Below are 16677 nucleotides of genomic sequence, written 5' to 3'. Positions count from 1 at the left end.
GATGTTGGAGCTCAAGCTTGCGGACTACAAGGCGGAAAAGCAGCCCGACTGGTGCCCGGGGTGCGGGGACTACGGCATCCTCTCCGCGCTCCAGATGGCCCTCTTCGAGCTGAAGCGGGATCCCAGCCAGACGGCGGTCTTTTCGGGCATCGGCTGCTCGGCCAAGACCCCCCACTACCTCAACGTCTACGGGGTCCACACCCTCCACGGCCGGGTGCTCCCCGTGGCCCAGGGAGCCAAGCTGGCCCACCCTCACCTCACCGTGGTGGCCGTGGGCGGGGACGGGGACGGCCTGGGCATCGGGGCGGGGCACTTCGTGGCCGCGGGGCGCAGGAACGTGGATATGCTCTACATCCTCTACGACAACGAGGTCTACGGCCTCACCAAGGGCCAGGCGGGGCCTACCTTGGGCCTGGGGGAGAAGACCAAAAGCCTTCCCAAACCCAACCCCCAAAGCCGCCTCAACCCCCTGCTCTTGGCCTTCTCCGCAGGCTACACCTGGATCGCCCGGGGCTACGCCTACGACGTGAAGGGCCTAAAGGAGCTCATCAAGGAGGGCCTCGAGCACAAGGGCCTGGCTTTCCTCCACGTCCTCCAGCCCTGCCCCACCTACAACGACCTGCACACCAAGGAGTGGTTCGCTCCCAGGCTTTACAAGCTCCAGGAAGAGGGCTATGACCCCCACGTGCCCGAAGGGCTCCCCCCAGAGGAACTGGAGCGTAAGATGGCACTTTTCCAAGAGAGGGCCCTGGAGTGGGGGGAGCGGATCCCGGTGGGGGTCTTCTGGAAGGCGGAGGTGCCCACCTTTGAGGAGCGGCTTAGGGCCTACCTGCCCCGCTACCCCGAGGTTTACCCCGCCCAGGGGCCGCGGGAAGCCTTGGACCTCGAGGGCCTCCTCCAGGAGTTCGCCCTCTAGAGAAACCGGAGGAGCCTCTGAGGGGTGGCGATGAGGTCCACCCGGCGCTCGGGCTCCACGGGAAGCCTGGGGTAGACCATCACCGGGTGGGCCAGGGTGGCGAAGGGGGCCTCCACCCTTAGCCACTCTTGGGGGAAACCGTAGCCTTTTCCCACCCAGCCCCCCTCCTCGTCCACGGCCACCGCCCCGATGAGCACCAGGTCTATGGGGAGGCCTTCCAGGCCCACCCGGGCCCCGAAGCGGTAGGCCTCCCGCACCCGCTTGAGCCTCCTGGGGTCCAGGTCCTTTAGGAGCAGAAACTCCCCTGGCCGGTCGGGGTGGGGAAGGAGGAGCTCCTTCCCTTGGCGAAGCGCCTCCTCCCTTAGGGGCTTTAAGACGGCGTCCATCCCCGCCAGGACCCGCCTGGCCCTTTGGAACTCGGGGGTCTGCAAAAGCCGTTCCGCCGCCCGCCTCGCCCCCAGGAAGTTGGGGTGGTGGCCGTGGGGGGGCGTGGGGTGGAGGGCGAGGTCGTAGCGGGCCAGGGCGTTCCAGACCTCTTCCCGAAGCTCACCCAGGGTCATGCTTCCAGAAGGTGAAGGGAAACGCCGGGGAGGAGGCCTTGGACCTGGCCCTCGAGGGCGCTTCGGCAGAGCCTTTTGTCTTCGGTCCAGAAAGCTCCCTGAAACCCCTCGGCCAGGGTGCGTTTGCGACGCATCATTTCACGCGTTAGTTTACCCGCCCCGGCCCCTTCCCGCAAGGTAAACTGGGGGCCATGGGCCGCAAGCTCCGCTTCGCCCACCTCCACCAGCACACCCAGTTCTCCCTCCTGGACGGGGCGGCCAAGCTTTCCGACCTCCTCAAGTGGGTCAAGGAAACGACCCCCGAGGACCCCGCCTTGGCCATGACCGACCACGGCAACCTCTTCGGGGCCGTGGAGTTCTACAAGAAGGCCACCGAAATGGGCATCAAGCCCATCCTGGGCTACGAGGCCTACGTGGCGGCGGAAAGCCGCTTTGACCGCAAGCGGGGCAAGGGCTTGGACGGGGGCTACTTCCACCTCACCCTCCTCGCCAAGGACTTCACGGGGTACCAGAACCTGGTGCGCCTGGCGAGCCGGGCTTACCTGGAGGGCTTTTACGAGAAGCCCCGCATCGACCGGGAGATCCTGCGCGAGCACGCCGAGGGCCTCATCGCCCTCTCGGGGTGCCTCGGGGCGGAGATCCCCCAGTTCATCCTCCAGGACCGTCTGGACCTGGCGGAGGCCCGCCTAGAGGAGTACCTCTCCATCTTCAAGGACCGCTTCTTCATCGAGATCCAGAACCACGGCCTCCCTGAGCAAAAGAAGGTCAACGAGGTCCTCAAGGAGTTCGCCAAAAAGTACGGCCTGGGGATGGTGGCCACCAACGACGGCCACTACGTGAGGAAGGAGGACGCCCGCGCCCACGAGGTCCTCCTCGCCATCCAGTCCAAGAGCACCCTGGACGACCCCGAGCGCTGGCGCTTCCCCTGCGACGAGTTCTACGTGAAGACCCCCGAGGAGATGCGGGCCATGCTCCCCGAGGCGGAGTGGGGGGACGAGCCCTTTGACAACACCGTGGAGATCGCCCGCCTCTGCAACGTGGACCTCCCCATCGGGGACCGGATGGTCTACCGCATCCCCCGCTTTCCCCTCCCCGAGGGGCGGACCGAGGCCCAGTACCTCAGGGAGCTCACCTTCAAGGGCCTCCTCCGCCGCTACCCGGACCGCATCACCGAGGGCTTCTACCGGGAGGTCTTCCGGAGGCTCGGGAAGCTCCCGCCCCACGGGGACGGGGAGGCCTTGGCCGAGGCCTTGGCCCAGGTGGAGGAGGGGGCCTGGGCGGGTCTGAGGGCCGGGCTTCCCCCCTTGGAAGGGGTGCGGGAGTGGGGGGCGGAGGCCATCCTCCACCGGGCCCTCTACGAGCTTTCCGTGATAGAGCGCATGGGCTTTCCCGGCTACTTCCTCATCGTGCAGGACTACATCAACTGGGCCCGGAAAAACGGCGTCTCCGTGGGGCCCGGCAGGGGGAGCGCCGCCGGGAGCCTGGTGGCCTACGCCGTGGGGATCACCAACATCGACCCCCTGCGCTTCGGCCTCCTCTTTGAGCGCTTCCTGAACCCGGAGCGGGTCTCCATGCCCGACATCGACACCGACTTCTCCGACCGGGAAAGGGACCGGGTGATCGGGTACGTGCGGGAGCGCTACGGCGAGGACAAGGTGGCCCAGATCGGCACCCTGGGAAGCCTTGCCTCCAAGGCCGCCCTCAAGGACGTGGCCCGGGTCTACGGCATCCCCCACAAGAAGGCGGAGGAGCTGGCCAAGCTCATCCCCGTGCAGTTCGGCAAGCCCAAGCCCCTCCAGGAGGCCATCCAGGCGGTGCCGGAGCTTAGGGCGGAGATGGAGAAGGACCCCAAGGTGCGGGAGGTCCTCGAGGTGGCCATGCGCCTGGAGGGCCTGAACCGCCACGCCTCCGTCCACGCCGCCGGGGTGGTGATCGCCGCCGAGCCCCTCACGGACCTCGTCCCCCTCATGCGGGACCAGGAGGGGCGGCCCGTGACCCAGTACGACATGGGGGCGGTGGAGGCCTTGGGGCTTTTGAAGATGGACTTCCTGGGCCTCCGCACCCTCACCTTCCTAGACGAGGCCAAGCGCATCGTCAAGGAGTCCCGGGGGGTGGAGCTGGACTACGACGCCCTCCCCCTGGACGACCCCAAGACCTTCGCCCTCCTTTCCCGCGGGGAGACCAAGGGGGTCTTCCAACTGGAGTCGGGAGGGATGACGGCCACGGTGCGGGGGCTAAAGCCCAGGCGCGTGGAGGACATCATCGCCCTGGTCTCCCTTTACCGCCCGGGCCCCATGGAGCACATCCCTACCTACATCCGCCGCCACCACGGGCTGGAGCCCGTGAGCTACGGCGAGTTCCCCCACGCCGAGAAGTACCTGAGGCCCATCCTGGACGAGACCTACGGCATCCCCGTCTACCAGGAGCAGATCATGCAGATCGCCTCGGCCGTGGCGGGGTACTCCTTGGGGGAGGCGGACCTTCTCCGCCGGGCCATGGGGAAGAAGAAGCTGGAGGAGATGCAGAAGCACCGGGAGCGCTTCGTCCGGGGGGCCAAGGAAAGGGGTGTGCCCGAGGAGGAGGCCAACCGCCTCTTTGACACGCTGGAGGCCTTCGCCAACTATGGCTTTAACAAGAGCCATGCAGCGGCCTACAGCCTCCTTTCCTACCAGACGGCTTACGTGAAGGCCCACTACCCCGTGGAGTTCATGGCCGCCCTCCTCTCCGTGGAGCGGCAGGATTCCGACAAGGTGGCGGAGTACATCCGGGACGCCCGGGCCATGGGCATAGAGGTCCTTCCTCCCGACATCAACCGCTCGGGCTTTGACTTCAAGGTGGTGGGGGAGGAGATCCTCTTTGGGCTTTCGGCGGTGAAGAACGTGGGGGAGGGGGCGGCCTTGGCCATCCTCGAGGAACGGGAGCGGGGCGGCCCCTTTAAGAGCCTTGGGGACTTCCTCAAGCGCCTGGACGAAAAGGTGGTGAACAAGCGCACCCTGGAGTCCCTCATCAAGGCGGGGGCCATGGACGCCTTCGGGGACCGGGCCCGGCTCCTCGCCTCCTTGGACCCCCTGCTCCGCTGGGCCGCGGGGGTCCGGGAACGGGAGCGCTCGGGGATGTGGGGGCTTTTCGCCGAGGTGGAGGAGCCGCCCCTCCTGGAGGCGGAGCCTCTGGACGAGATCACCCGGCTCCGCTACGAGAAGGAGGCCTTGGGCATCTACGTTTCCGGCCATCCCGTGCTCCGCTACCCGGGCCTGAGGGAAGCGGCGAGCTGCATCCTGGAGGAGCTGGAAGACTTCGTCCGGGGGCTTCCTCCCCGTTCCCGGGTCCTCCTGGCGGGGATGGTGGAGGACGTGGTGCGCAAACCCACCCGCTCGGGGGGCATGATGGCCCGCTTCACCCTCTCCGACGAGACCGGGGCGCTGGAGGCGGTGGCCTTTGGCCGGGCCTACGAGGGGGTCTCCCCCAAGCTCAAGGAGGACACTCCCCTCCTGGTCCTGGCCGAGGTGGAGCGGGAGGAAGGCGGGCTTCGGGTCATCGCCCAGGCGGTGTGGACCTACGAGGAGGTGGCGGAGGCCCCTAGGGCCTTGGAGGTGGAGGTGGACCACGCCCTCTTGGACGAAAAGGGGGTGGCCCTCCTCAAGAGCCTCCTGGACGAGCACCCCGGGCCCCTGCCCCTCTACGTGCGGGTCCAGGGTCCCTTCGGGGAGGCCCTCTTCGCCCTCCGGGAGGCCCGGGTGGGGGAGGGCGCCTTGGGGGCCCTCGAGGCCGAGGGGTTCCGGGCCTACCTCCTGCCCGACCGGGAGGCCTTCCTGGAAGGGGGGAATGGAGGAGGAAGGGAAGAGGCGGTGCCCTTTTAGGGCCCGAAGTACCCCACCGCGGTGGGGGCCCCAAGAGAGCCTTCTCCTGGCCCGGGTTCAGGCGCCCACGCTGCGAAACGGAGGTGCGTAATACCCCTTTGGCGTGAATCTTTCGCCTAAGCCCGAGTGCGGAAGCCCTGCGGGCCTTTTGGACCGGGGCCCCCATGCTGGCCCAAGCCAGCATGGGGTGGTATAAAAAGGGGCCGGGCTTGCCCGGCCCCTTGGCCTCCAGCGGCCTATGCGTGAACCCTTTGTCCAAGCCCAGGCATGGTACCGGGGCCCCCACGCTGGCGTAGGCCAGCGTGGGGTGGTATTAGAAGTCCATGTCCCCGGCGCCCGCGGGAGTGGGGGTGGACTCCTTCTTCTCGGGCTTCTCGGCCACCACCGCCTCGGTGGTGAGGATGAGGGCGCCGATGGAGGAGGCGTTCTGCAGGGCGGAGCGGGTCACCTTGGCGGGGTCCACGATCCCGGCCTCCACCATGTCCACGTACTCCCCGGTGGCGGCGTTGAAGCCCAGGCGGAGGTTCTTGGTTTCGGAAAGGATGCGCTGCACCACCACGGAGCCCTCGTAGCCGGCGTTTTCGGCGATCTGGCGGGCGGGCTCCTCCAGGGCGCGGCGGACGATCTTGGCCCCGGTGGCCTCATCCCCTTCCAGCTTGGCGGTGAGCTCCTCCACGGCGCTGATGGCCCGAAGCAGGGCCACGCCGCCGCCCGGGACGATGCCCTCTTCCACCGCCGCCCGGGTGGCGTTCAAGGCGTCCTCAAAGCGGTGCTTCTTCTCCTTGAGCTCGGTCTCGGTGGCGGCGCCCACCCGGATCACGGCCACCCCGCCCGCCAGCTTGGCCAGGCGCTCCTGGAGCTTCTCCTTGGCGTACTCGCTGTCGGTGGTCTCCAGCTCCTTCTTGATGCCGTTGATCCGGGCCTCGATGTCCTCCTTCTTGCCCTTGCCGCCCACGATGGTGGTCTCGTCCTTGGTGATGCGCACCCGCTCGGCCCGGCCCAGCATGGAGAGGGTGGCGTTCTCCAGCTTGAAGCCGAGCTCCTCGGAGATCACGGTGCCGCCGGTGACGGCCGCGATGTCCTTGAGCATCTCCTTGCGGCGGTCACCGAAGCCGGGGGCCTTCACCGCGGCCACGTTCAGGGTGCCCCGGAGCTTGTTCACCACCAGGGTGGCGAGGGCCTCGCCCTCCACGTCCTCGGCGATGAGGAGGAGGGGCTTGCCGGTCTGGGCCACCTGCTCCAGGATGGGGAGGAGCTCACGCACGTTGGAGACCTTCTTCTCCACGATGAGGATGAAGGCGTCCTCCAGGACCGCCTCCATGGCCTCGGGGTTGGTGACGAAGTAGGGGGAGATGTACCCCTTGTCGAACTGGTACCCCTCCACGAACTTCAGCTCGGTCTCCAGGCTCTTGGACTCCTCAACGGTGATGATCCCCTCCTTCCCCACCTTCTCCATGGCGTCGGCGATGAGCTTGCCGACGTCGGGGTCGTTGGCGGAGATGGTGGCCACCTCCTCGATGGCCTTCCGGTCCTCCACGGGGATGGCCAGGGCCTTGATCTTCTCCACCGCGGCCTCCACCGCCTTCTCGATGCCCCGCTTCAGGGCGAGGGGGTTGGCCCCGGCGGCCACGTTCTTCAGGCCCTCCCGCACGATGGCCTGGGCCAATACGGTGGCGGTGGTGGTCCCGTCCCCGGCCACGTCATTGGTCTTGGAGGCCACCTCCTTGAGGAGCTGGGCCCCGATGTTCTCCAGGTGGTTCTCCAGCTCAATCTCCTTGGCCACCGTCACCCCGTCCTTGGTGATGGTGGGGGAGCCGAACTTCTTCTCCAGGACCACGTTCCGGCCCCGGGGGCCAAGGGTCACCTTCACCGCATCGGCCACCGCGTTCACGCCGCGTTCCAGCGCCCGACGGGCCGCCTCGTCAAATACCAGGATCTTCGCCATGGTTCACCTCCTTACTGCAGGACCGCCAAGAGGTCGCGCTCGGAGAGGATCACGTACTCCTCGCCGTCGATCTCGATCTCGGTGCCGCCGTACTTGGCGAAGACCACGATGTCCCCCTCCTTGACCTCGAGGGGCACCTTCTGGCCGTTCTCCAAGACGCGGCCCGTGCCCACCGCGATCACCTTGCCCTTCTGGGGCTTCTCCTTGGCGGTGTCCGGCAGGACGATGCCGCCCTTGGTCTTGGGCTCCTCTTCGATCCGCTTCACCACGACCCGGTCGCCTAGGGGCTTGATCACCGTCTTCACCTCCGCAGCCATACGCACTCCCTCCTTTGACGCTCAAAGGGCGAGAGTGTCAACCAAGGGTCATTATTCTGCCCGGGTGGGCCTTTGTCAAGGGGGTTGAGGGGACCCTTATAAGGAGCGCTGGCGCAGGGCCTCGTAGAGGAGGAGGGCGGCGGTGACGGAGACGTTGAGGCTGTCCGCCACCCCCCGCATGGGGACGCGCACCCGGGTGTGGGCCCGGGCCAGCCACCCTGGGGGAAGGCCCTCGTCCTCTGCGCCCAGGAGGAAGGCCACCCCCTTGCGGTAGTCCTCCTCCCAGTAGACCTTCTCCCCTTGAGGGGTAGCGGCCACCAGGAAGAGGCCCTTCTCCTCCAGGAAGCGGGCCGCCTCTTCTTGGGGGAGCGGGAAGACGGGGAGGGAGAAGACCGTCCCTGTGGAGTTGCGGATGACCTGAGGGCTAAAGAGGTCCACCCCCTCGGCCACCAGGACGAGGTCCGCCCCGGCCCCATCGGCGCTCCGTAGGATGGCCCCTAGGTTCCCCGGCTTTTCCACCCCCAGAAGGACCAGGACCAGGGGATGGGGAGGAAGGGGCACCCGGGAGAGGTCCTTCCGGGGGATGCGGAAGACCCCCAGGACCTGGGCCGGGTTCTCCCGGGTGGATACCCGCTCCAAAGCGGCCTCCCCCAGGCGCACCACCTCGGCCTTCCCCGAGGGGATGGCTTCCGGGCCCGCCTTGGGCCCAAGGAGCAGGGCCACGGGCTCCAGCCCGGCCTCGAGGGCCCTTTCCACCTCGCGCCTTCCCTCCACCAGGAAAAGCCCCGTCCTTTCACGCTCCTTGCGCTCCTTCAGGGCCGCCCAGGCCTTCACCCGGGGGTTCTTGGGGCTCAGGATCTCCATGCGCCCTCCGCCAGAACCAGGAGGTGGCGGGCCACCCTGGGACCTTGGAGCTCCAGCTCTAAGGTTTCCACCTGGGGGAACTCCTCCAGCAGGCGGGAAACCCGGAGGACGATCTCCCGGTAGGGCCCCGGGTCCCCATGGCCCTCCAGGGGCCTCAGGAGCTCCCGGGCGTCCCCTTCCGTGAGGGGGGTGAGGCGGAGGCCCAGGGTCTGGTCCCCCAGGGGGGTAGGGAGGAGGAGGGTGAGGACGGGGCCGAAGAGGGGGTGGGGGGCGGCGTGGAGCTTGAGGTGGAGGCCGTCTTCCCTTCCCAGGGGCAGGCCGAAGGCCCGTAAGAGGGCCTCGGCCTCCTCGGGCTTCAGGGCCCTTTTCCCTTCCAGGAGCCTCCGGGCCTCCTCCAGCCTTAGGTCTTGGAAGTCGGGGAAGAGGAGGGGTTCCTCCCGCCACCGCCGGTAAGCCCAGGCCCGGGCGAGGGCGATGGCCGCCGACTCGGGGAAGCGGTAGAGGACCGCCTGGCCCAGAAGCCTTGCCCGGGGCCCCTCCTGGCCCATGAAGCAGGCGAGGAGGAGCTTTTCCGCCCTGGCCTCCTGGACCAGGCGCACCACCGCCTCTTCCCGGGCAAAGCCCATGGGCACGTAAAGGAGAAGGACGCTTCCCGCCTCTCCCCTAAGGGCCTCTTCCAGGGCGTTACGGAAGTCCTCCTCCCGGGCCTCCGAGCCCAGGTCCACGTGCTCCACCTCCAGGCCCCCTTCCTTCAGGGCCTCGAGGGCCAGGTTGGAAGGGCCGGAGGCGTTGGAGACCAGGCACACCCGCCCGTTCTCCGGAAGGCGCCCCAGGGCGAAGAGGGCCGCCACGTCAAAGGCCTCCTCCAGGCTGTTGGCCCGCACCACCCCCGCCTGAGCGAAGAGGGTGCGCACCAGGGGGTCGCGGGAGGGGTGGACCGCCAGGATGGGCTTTTTCTTCCCGATCCTGCGGGCCAGGCGGGAGAAGCGCCGGGGGTTGCCGAAGCTTTCCAGGTACAAGAGGATGACCCCGGTGCGTTCGTCCTCCTCCCAGAACTGCAGGAGGTCGTTGGAGGAGATGTCCGCCTTGGCCCCCAAGGAGGCGAAGCTGGAGATCCCCAGGCCCATGCCCTCGGCGTAGGCCATGACCGCCCGTCCCAGGGTGCCCGACTGGCTGGAGAGGGCCAGGGGGCCTTCCTTGGGCAAGGGGGCAAGGCCCGCCGCCAGGCGCACCCCCGGGTGGGTGTGGACGAAGCCCAAGGAGCCCGGGCCCAAAAGGCGCATCCCTAGCCGCCTCGCCTTGTCCGCCAGGGCCTGGGCCTCTTGCTGGGTGAAGCCCGTGGTGAGGACGATGGCCCCCCGCGCTCCCCGGCGCCCCCCGGCCTCGAGGGCCTCCGGGACCCGCTCCTTGGGCACGGCCACCACCACGAGGTCCACCGGGCCCGGCACCGCCTCGAGGCCAGGGTAGGCGAGGAGGGGCCCCACCGTGCCCCCCTCCTTCCCGATGGCCTCGTTCACCGGGAAGACCGGCCCCTGGAAGCGGCCGAAGATGAGGTTTTCCAGGACGCGGTAGCCGATGCTCTCCGGGTCGCGGCTCGCCCCCACCACCCCCACCCCCCGGGGGAAGAAGAAGGGGTGGAGGCTGGCCAGGGTGGAGACCTTCTCCCGCCACTCAAAGCGCCGGGCCGTCTCCTCCTCCATGAGGATCTCAAACTCCACCTCCACCTCCCCCCCCTCCCGGTGGGCCCGGACGCGGAAGCCGCTTTCCTGGAAGACGCTCAGCATCTGCTTGTTCTCCGCCAAGACGAAGGCCTGGAAGCGGCGCACCCCCCGCTTGGCGGCGAGGAGGGCGAGCCTTTCCAGGAGGAGGGTGCCGAGGCCCTTCCCCTGGTAGGCGTCGTCCACCAGGAAGGCCACCTCGGCGGTGTCCTCCCCCTTGACGCGCACGTACTCCCCGGTGGCCACGATCCTGGGGGGCTCCCCCAGGAGGACCACCAAGGTCACCTTCTCCTCCTCGGGCTTAGCCGAGAGAAGGAGCTCGGCGGCCTTCTCCGGGGAGATGGGGGAGAAGAAGCGCATGCGCAAGGAGGTGGGGGAAAGGCGCCTCAGGAACTCCACGAAAAGGGGGAGGTCCTTTTTGGAGGCCCTGCGGAGGAGGGCGGTGCGCCCGTCCTTGAGGAGGACGGGGCCCTCCTCGAGGCCGTGCTGGGGGGTGGGGGGCGGGACGTAGCCCATGCCCTCATTTTCCCCCAAAGGGCTCGTGCCCCCGCACCACCTTAAGCCGCACCCCCTCCCGCCCTCGGAGGAAGCGGGCCAGGGCGAGGAGGAGGGCCAGGGTGAAGAGGGCGGAAAGCCCGGCCAAGGCCACCCCCACCTCCCCCAGGGCCCTGGGCCCGGGCACCCTCTCCACGGGGCCCTGGGGTGGGAGCGAAGGCGAGGGAGGGCTTCCCCCTTGGCCTCCAGCCCCCTCCCCGCCCCCCAGGCTTCCCAGCAGGAAGAAGAGGCCGAGGAGGAGGGGCAGGGCGAGGAGGAGGGGGAGGAGGTGGAGGCCGCGGAAGAGGGGGAGGCCCTTGCGCCCCCGTCCCCAAAGGAGGACCCCCAGGGAGAAGAGGAGAAGGAGGGCCAGGGGAAAGGCGTAGGCCAGGAGGCGGTCCACCACCTCCACCCAGAGGGGAAAGCCCTCCTCGGGGGGCGCGTAGACCGTGCCTCCTTCCGCCCCCCCGGCCTCCCCGGGATTTGCCCGGAGGGTGGGCGCGGGGGCGGAAAGGGAAAGCGCCGGGAGGCCCGGCACGGAGAGGTGGCCGAGCCCGAACCCCAAGGCGGCGAGGAGAAGGGGAAGGAGGGGCCTGAGCCCCACCCCCTCCGCCCGGGCCAGGAGGTGGAACCCGTGGAGGAGGCCCAAGAGGCCGAGGCCCCAAGGTCCTAGGTAAAGGGCCAAGGGGAGGAGCCAAAGGGTCGTCCAGAGGCCCTTCTCCCGGCCCAGGTAGAGCCCGAAGAGGAGAAGGGCCAAGGAGGTCTTGGCCCAAAGAAGGGGCCAGCCCGCCTGGGGGGCGTGGAGGAAGCCCGGCAGGAAGGCGAGCCACAGGAAGCCCTCCGGGTAAAGCCTCCGCCCGAGGAGGAGGAGGGGAGGGCCGAGAAGGGCGGGAAGGCCGGTCCCCAGGGCCAGGAGGAGAAGGGCCCAGCCCAAGAGAAAGCCGAATAAGGCGTACCTCAGAAGGTGCCCTCCTTTCTGCCTGGGCGCCCGAACGGGCGTGGGCTAAGGCCTAGTTTTCTCCGGTAGAGGAAGCTCCGCAAGGGTGTAAACTGCACTCCATGCTCCGGCTGGACATCCGCTTCCTAGAGGGCTTTCCCGAGGCCCTGCGCCAGCACGCCTCCCTTTTGGAAGAGGCCCGGGGGCGCCTCCTCGCCAAGCGCAAGACCCCCGGGAGCATGCTCGGCTGGATGGACCTCCCCGAGGACACGGAGACCCTAAGGGAGGTCCGCCGCTACCGGGAGGCGAACCCCTGGGTGGAGGACTTCGTCCTCATCGGCATCGGGGGAAGCGCCCTGGGGCCCAAGGCCCTCGAGGCCGCCTTCAACGAGAGCGGGGTGCGCTTCCACTACCTGGACCACGTGGAGCCCGAGCCCGTCCTCAGGCTCCTCCGAACCCTGGACCCCAGGAAGACCCTGGTGAACGCCGTCTCCAAGTCGGGGTCCACGGCGGAGACCCTGGCGGGCCTCGCCGTCTTCCTGAAGTGGCTTAGGGCGCACCTGGGGGAGGCCTGGCGGCGGCACCTGGTGGTGACCACCGACCCCAAGGAGGGCCCCTTGCGGGCCTTCGCCGAGCGGGAGGGGCTCAAGGCCTTCGCCATCCCCCCCGAGGTGGGCGGGCGCTTCTCCGTTCTCTCCCCCGTGGGGCTTCTGCCCCTGGCCTTCGCCGGCGCCGACCTGGACGCCCTCCTCATGGGGGCCCGTAAGGCCAACGAGACCGCCCTCGCCCCCCTCGAGGAGAGCCTTCCCCTGAAGACCGCCCTCCTCCTCCACCTCCACCGCCACCTCCCCGTCCACGTCTTCATGGTCTACTCGGAGAGGCTAAGCCACCTCCCCAGCTGGTTCGTCCAGCTTCACGACGAGTCCTTGGGGAAGGTGGACCGCCAAGGCCAAAGGGTGGGCACCACCGCGGTCCCCGCCCTGGGCCCCAAGGACCAGCACGCCCAGGTCCAGCTCTTCCGCGAGGGCCCCCTGGACAAGCTCCTCGCCCTGGTCATCCCCGAGGCCTCCCTCGAGGACGTGGAGATCCCGGAAGTGGAGGGCCTCGAGGCCGCCTCCTACCTCTTCGGCAAGACCCTCTTCCAGCTCCTGAAGGCGGAGGCCGAGGCCACCTACCAAGCCTTGGCCGAGGCGGGGCAGAGGGTCTACGCCCTCTTCTTCCCCGAGATCTCCCCCTACGCCGTGGGCTGGCTCATGCAGCACCTCATGTGGCAGACCGCCTTCCTGGGGGAGCTTTGGGAGGTAAACGCCTTTGACCAGCCCGGGGTAGAGCTGGGCAAGCGCCTCACCTTCGCCCTCCTCGGCCGCCCCGGCTACGGGGAGGGCTAATGGAAGCGTGGAAATCCCTTATGATAGGCGGGAGGAGGGCCTTATGGACCGCCTGAGCTATCTGGGTATAACGCCGAAAAAGCAGGTTTTCTGGAACACCGCCTCTCCCATCCTGGTGGAGCACACCCTGGCCCGGGGAGAGGGTTTCCTGGCCCACAAGGGGCCCTTGGTGGTGGACACCACCCCCTACACGGGGAGAAGCCCTAAGGACAAGTTCGTGGTGCGGGAGCCCGAGGTGGAGGGGGAGATCTGGTGGGGCGAGGTGAACCAGCCCTTTTCCCCGGAGGCCTTCCAGGCCCTCTACCAGCGGGTGGTCCAGTACCTCTCCGAGCGGGACCTTTACGTCCAGGACCTCTACGCCGGGGCGGATCGGCGCTACCGCCTGGGGGTGCGGGTGGTGACGGAAAGCCCCTGGCACGCCCTCTTCGCCCGCAACATGTTCCTCCTGCCCCGCCGCTTCCCCGAGGACGACGAGGCGGAGCGCTTCCAGCCGGGCTTCACCGTGGTCCACGCCCCCCACTTCCAGGCGGACCCCGAGCGGGACGGGACGAGGAGCGAGGTCTTCGTGGGCATCAGCTTCCAGAGGAGGCTTGTCCTCATCGTGGGCACCAAGTACGCCGGGGAGATCAAGAAGAGCATCTTCACCGTCATGAACTACCTCATGCCCAAGCGGGGGGTCTTCCCCATGCACGCCTCGGCCAACGTGGGGAAGGACGGGGACGTGGCGGTCTTCTTTGGCCTTTCCGGCACCGGCAAGACCACCCTCTCCACCGACCCCGAGCGCCCCCTCATCGGCGACGATGAGCACGGCTGGAGCGAGGAGGGGGTCTTCAACTTTGAGGGCGGGTGCTACGCCAAGGTGATCCGCCTCTCCCCGGAGCACGAGCCCCTCATCTACCGGGCCTCCAACCAGTTTGAGGCGATCCTGGAAAACGTGGTGGTGAACCCGGAAAGCCGCCGGGTGGAGTGGGACGACGACTCCAAGACCGAAAACACCCGCTCCTCCTACCCCATCGCCCACCTGGAGAACGTGGTGGAGTCGGGGATGGCGGGGCACCCCAGGGCCATCTTCTTCCTCTCGGCGGACGCCTACGGGGTCCTTCCCCCCATCGCCCGCCTAAGCCCGGAACAGGCCATGTACTACTTCCTCTCCGGATACACCGCCCGGGTGGCGGGGACGGAAAGGGGCATCACCGAGCCCAGGGCCACCTTCTCCGCCTGCTTCGGGGCGCCCTTCTTGCCCATGCACCCCGGGGTTTACGCCGGAATGCTGGGGGAAAAGATCAAGAGGCACGGTCCCCGGGTCTACCTGGTGAACACCGGCTGGACCGGGGGGCCCTACGGGGTAGGGCACCGCTTCCCCCTATCCGTGACCCGGGCCCTCCTGAGGGCGGCCCTCACCGGGGCCCTGGAGGGGGTGGCCTACCGGAAGGACCCCTTCTTCGGCTTTGAGGTGCCCCTCGAGGCCCCCGGGGTCCCCAAAGAGCTTTTGGATCCCCGGGAAACCTGGGCGGACAAGGAGGCCTACGACCGCCAGGCGCAAAAGCTTGCGGCGCTCTTTCAGGAAAACTTCCAGAAGTACGCCGACGGGGTCTCGGAAGCCGTGCGCCAGGCGGGGCCCCGGGTAGGGTAGTTTTGAGGCGCGCTCCCGCCGCGGCGAAAGCCGCGGCGGGGTACTTAGGCCAGGCCCGGGCCTTGCCAAATAGGGGCCGGGGGTATTAGGCTCCTAACTGGTGGAAACGGAAGGGACAAATGTACTTTGCCTCCTTTGGGGTTCCTTTGGCAGAATGGTAGGCGTTACCGTCTGGGGGACGGGTTTTCTATGAGCCAGACCTCGCTTAGCCGCTACGCCTGGGGGGTGCTCCTCTGGAACGTGCTGGTGGCCCTTTGGGGGGCCTACGTGCGGGCCACGGGGGCGGGGGCCGGGTGCGGTTCCCACTGGCCCACCTGCAACGGGGAGATCCTCCCCCGCGCGCCCCAGGTGGAGACCCTCATCGAGTTCACCCACCGGGCCACCTCGGGGCTCGCCTTTCTCTCGGTGTTGGGCCTTTTCCTTCTCGCTCTCCGCTTCCTCCCCAAGGGGCACCCGGCCCGCTTCGGCGCCGGGCTTGCCCTCTTCTTCATGGTCACGGAGAGCCTGGTGGGGGCCTCCCTGGTTCTCTTCGGCTGGACGGCCCACAACGTGAGCCCCGAGCGGGCCGTGGTCCAGATGGTCCACCTGGCCAACACCTACTTCCTCCTGGCCGCCTTGGCCCTCACCGCCTGGTGGGCCTCCGGGGGGGCGCCCTTGCGCCTAAAGGGGCAGGGAGCCGTGGGCCTCGCCCTTCTCCTTGGGCTTCTTGCCCTCCTCTTCCTGGGAATGAGCGGGGCGGTCACCGCCTTGGGCGACCTCCTCTTCCCGGTGCGGAACACCCTCGAGGCCCTGGAGCGCTCCTTGACCCCGGGAGAGCACTTCCTGGTGCGCCTCAGGGTCCTCCACCCCTTGATCGCCGTGAGCGTGGGGCTTTACGTGGTCTTCGCCGGGTATCTGGTGGCCCATCTGCGCCCCTCCTCCCTCACCCGGCGGCTGGCCCACGCCCTGGCCTACCTCTACGGGGCGCAGCTTCTGGCGGGGCTTTTGAACGTGCTCCTCAAGGCCCCGGTCTTTATGCAGATCCTGCACCTCTTCCTGGCCTACGCCGTGTGGCTCCTCTTCGTCCTCCTCGCCGCCTCCGCCTTGGCGCGGGGGGCGAGGCGGGTGGAGCTGGGGGAAGGGGGGGCGGAGGTCCACCGGGGCACGGGCGGGGCCACCTGGCGGGACTACCTGGCCCTCACCAAGCCCAGGGTCATCAGCCTCCTCCTCTTCACCGCCCTTTTCGCCACCTTCATCGCCGCCCGGGGCTGGCCCGGCCTCGAGCTCTTCTTGGTGGTGGCCCTAGGAGGGTACATGATGGCGGGGGCGGCCAACGCCATCAACATGGTGGTGGACCGCGACATCGACGCCCGCATGAAGCGGACCGCCAAGAGGCCCACCGTGACCCAGAGGGTCTCCAGCCGGGACGCCCTCCTCTTCGCCTTGGCCCTTGCCGTCTTAGGGTTCGCCGTCCTCTTTTGGGGGGCGAACCTCCTCGCCGCCACCCTGGCCCTGATGGGCCTCATCTGGTACGTGCTGGTCTACACCCTCTACCTCAAGCGGCGCACCTGGCAGAACATCGTCATCGGCGGGGCCGCCGGGGCCTTCCCGCCCCTGGTGGGCTGGGCGGCGGTGACCGGGGAGCTCAGCCTCTTCGCCTGGTACCTCTTCGCCCTCATCTTCTTTTGGACCCCGGTGCACTTCTGGGCCCTGGCCCTCATGATCCAGGAGGATTACCGGGCGGTGGGGGTGCCCATGCTCCCCGTGGTCTTGGGCGAGCGGGTGACGGTGATGCAGATCGCCCTCTACGCCCTCCTCACCGCCCTCATCTCCCTCATGCCCTTGGCCCTGGGGGAGCTCGGCCTTTTGTACCTGGTGGCGAGCCTCTTCCTTAACGGCTTGCTTATCTTTAAGAGCCTTGCCCTCTACCGCCAGCCCGAGCGGAGGACGGCGGTTTCGCTGTATAAATACTCCATGCTCTACCTGGCCCTCCTCTTCGCGGCCATGGCGGTGGATCGGGTGGTATAGG

Annotated in this window: 12 protein-coding genes; 5 read left to right on the top strand and 7 right to left on the bottom strand. The window is 68.3% G+C overall.

Annotated features, from left to right (window positions below):
* The first annotated feature begins 1 nt into the window (after nucleotide 1).
* Nucleotides 2-916 (top strand): 2-oxoacid:ferredoxin oxidoreductase subunit beta, encoded by a 915-nt coding sequence (locus tag ACY5J6_RS11475; protein ID WP_462845269.1) that lies wholly within the window; start codon nucleotides 2-4, stop codon nucleotides 914-916.
* Here ACY5J6_RS11475 and ACY5J6_RS11470 read toward each other — a convergent pair.
* A complete protein-coding gene (locus tag ACY5J6_RS11470; protein WP_462845268.1) occupies nucleotides 913-1476 on the bottom strand; it encodes a 5-formyltetrahydrofolate cyclo-ligase in 564 nt (187 codons plus the stop codon). The genes ACY5J6_RS11475 and ACY5J6_RS11470 overlap by 4 nt on opposite strands.
* On the bottom strand, nucleotides 1473-1613 hold the full coding sequence (locus ACY5J6_RS11465; protein WP_462845267.1) for a hypothetical protein: 141 nt from the start codon (nucleotides 1611-1613) through the stop codon (nucleotides 1473-1475). Before ACY5J6_RS11465 ends, ACY5J6_RS11470 begins: the two co-directional genes overlap by 4 nt.
* 54 nt (nucleotides 1614-1667) lie before the next feature.
* Between ACY5J6_RS11465 and dnaE the strand changes: the two genes are divergently transcribed.
* Entirely contained in the window at nucleotides 1668-5333 is a 3666-nt protein-coding gene (gene dnaE / locus ACY5J6_RS11460) for a DNA polymerase III subunit alpha (RefSeq protein WP_462845266.1), read from the top strand.
* A 313-nt stretch (nucleotides 5334-5646) separates the two neighbouring features.
* On the opposite strand, the gene groL is transcribed toward dnaE, so the two are convergent.
* The 5 genes from groL to ACY5J6_RS11435 form a co-directional block, all read right to left on the bottom strand.
* The gene (groL, locus tag ACY5J6_RS11455; RefSeq protein WP_462845265.1) at nucleotides 5647-7278 is read right to left on the bottom strand and encodes a chaperonin GroEL; all 1632 of its coding nucleotides are present in this window, start codon (nucleotides 7276-7278) and stop codon (nucleotides 5647-5649) included.
* A gap of 11 nt (nucleotides 7279-7289) precedes the next feature.
* A complete protein-coding gene (groES, locus tag ACY5J6_RS11450; protein ID WP_054638118.1) occupies nucleotides 7290-7595 on the bottom strand; it encodes a co-chaperone GroES in 306 nt (101 codons plus the stop codon).
* A gap of 96 nt (nucleotides 7596-7691) precedes the next feature.
* Nucleotides 7692-8459: a TrmH family RNA methyltransferase gene (locus ACY5J6_RS11445; protein ID WP_462845264.1), complete on the bottom strand. Its 768-nt coding sequence runs from the start codon at nucleotides 8457-8459 to the stop codon at nucleotides 7692-7694.
* Nucleotides 8447-10693, bottom strand: coding sequence for a GNAT family N-acetyltransferase (locus tag ACY5J6_RS11440; RefSeq protein WP_462845263.1), 2247 nt, complete (start codon nucleotides 10691-10693; stop codon nucleotides 8447-8449). The genes ACY5J6_RS11445 and ACY5J6_RS11440 overlap by 13 nt, the downstream gene beginning before the upstream one ends.
* A 4-nt stretch (nucleotides 10694-10697) precedes the next feature.
* The gene (locus ACY5J6_RS11435; RefSeq protein ID WP_462845262.1) at nucleotides 10698-11645 is read right to left on the bottom strand and encodes a DUF4129 domain-containing protein; all 948 of its coding nucleotides are present in this window, start codon (nucleotides 11643-11645) and stop codon (nucleotides 10698-10700) included.
* 125 nt (nucleotides 11646-11770) lie between these two features.
* Here ACY5J6_RS11435 and pgi point away from each other — a divergent pair, with 125 nt between their 5' ends.
* From pgi to ACY5J6_RS11420, 3 genes are all read left to right on the top strand, one after another.
* Nucleotides 11771-13036 (top strand): glucose-6-phosphate isomerase, encoded by a 1266-nt coding sequence (pgi, locus tag ACY5J6_RS11430; RefSeq protein ID WP_462845261.1) that lies wholly within the window; start codon nucleotides 11771-11773, stop codon nucleotides 13034-13036.
* A gap of 43 nt (nucleotides 13037-13079) precedes the next feature.
* Nucleotides 13080-14669 carry a phosphoenolpyruvate carboxykinase (ATP) gene (pckA, locus tag ACY5J6_RS11425; protein WP_462845260.1) on the top strand — a complete coding sequence of 530 codons (1590 nt, stop codon included), beginning with the start codon at nucleotides 13080-13082 and terminating at the stop codon, nucleotides 14667-14669.
* Nucleotides 14670-14858: 189 nt separating this feature from the next.
* On the top strand, nucleotides 14859-16676 hold the full coding sequence (locus ACY5J6_RS11420) for a heme o synthase (protein ID WP_462845259.1): 1818 nt from the start codon (nucleotides 14859-14861) through the stop codon (nucleotides 16674-16676).
* Nucleotide 16677: the final 1 nt, after the last annotated feature.

It is taken from the genome of Thermus sp. H19.2, assembly GCF_054979525.1.
This window is presented reverse-complemented; position numbering and strand designations above follow the sequence as displayed.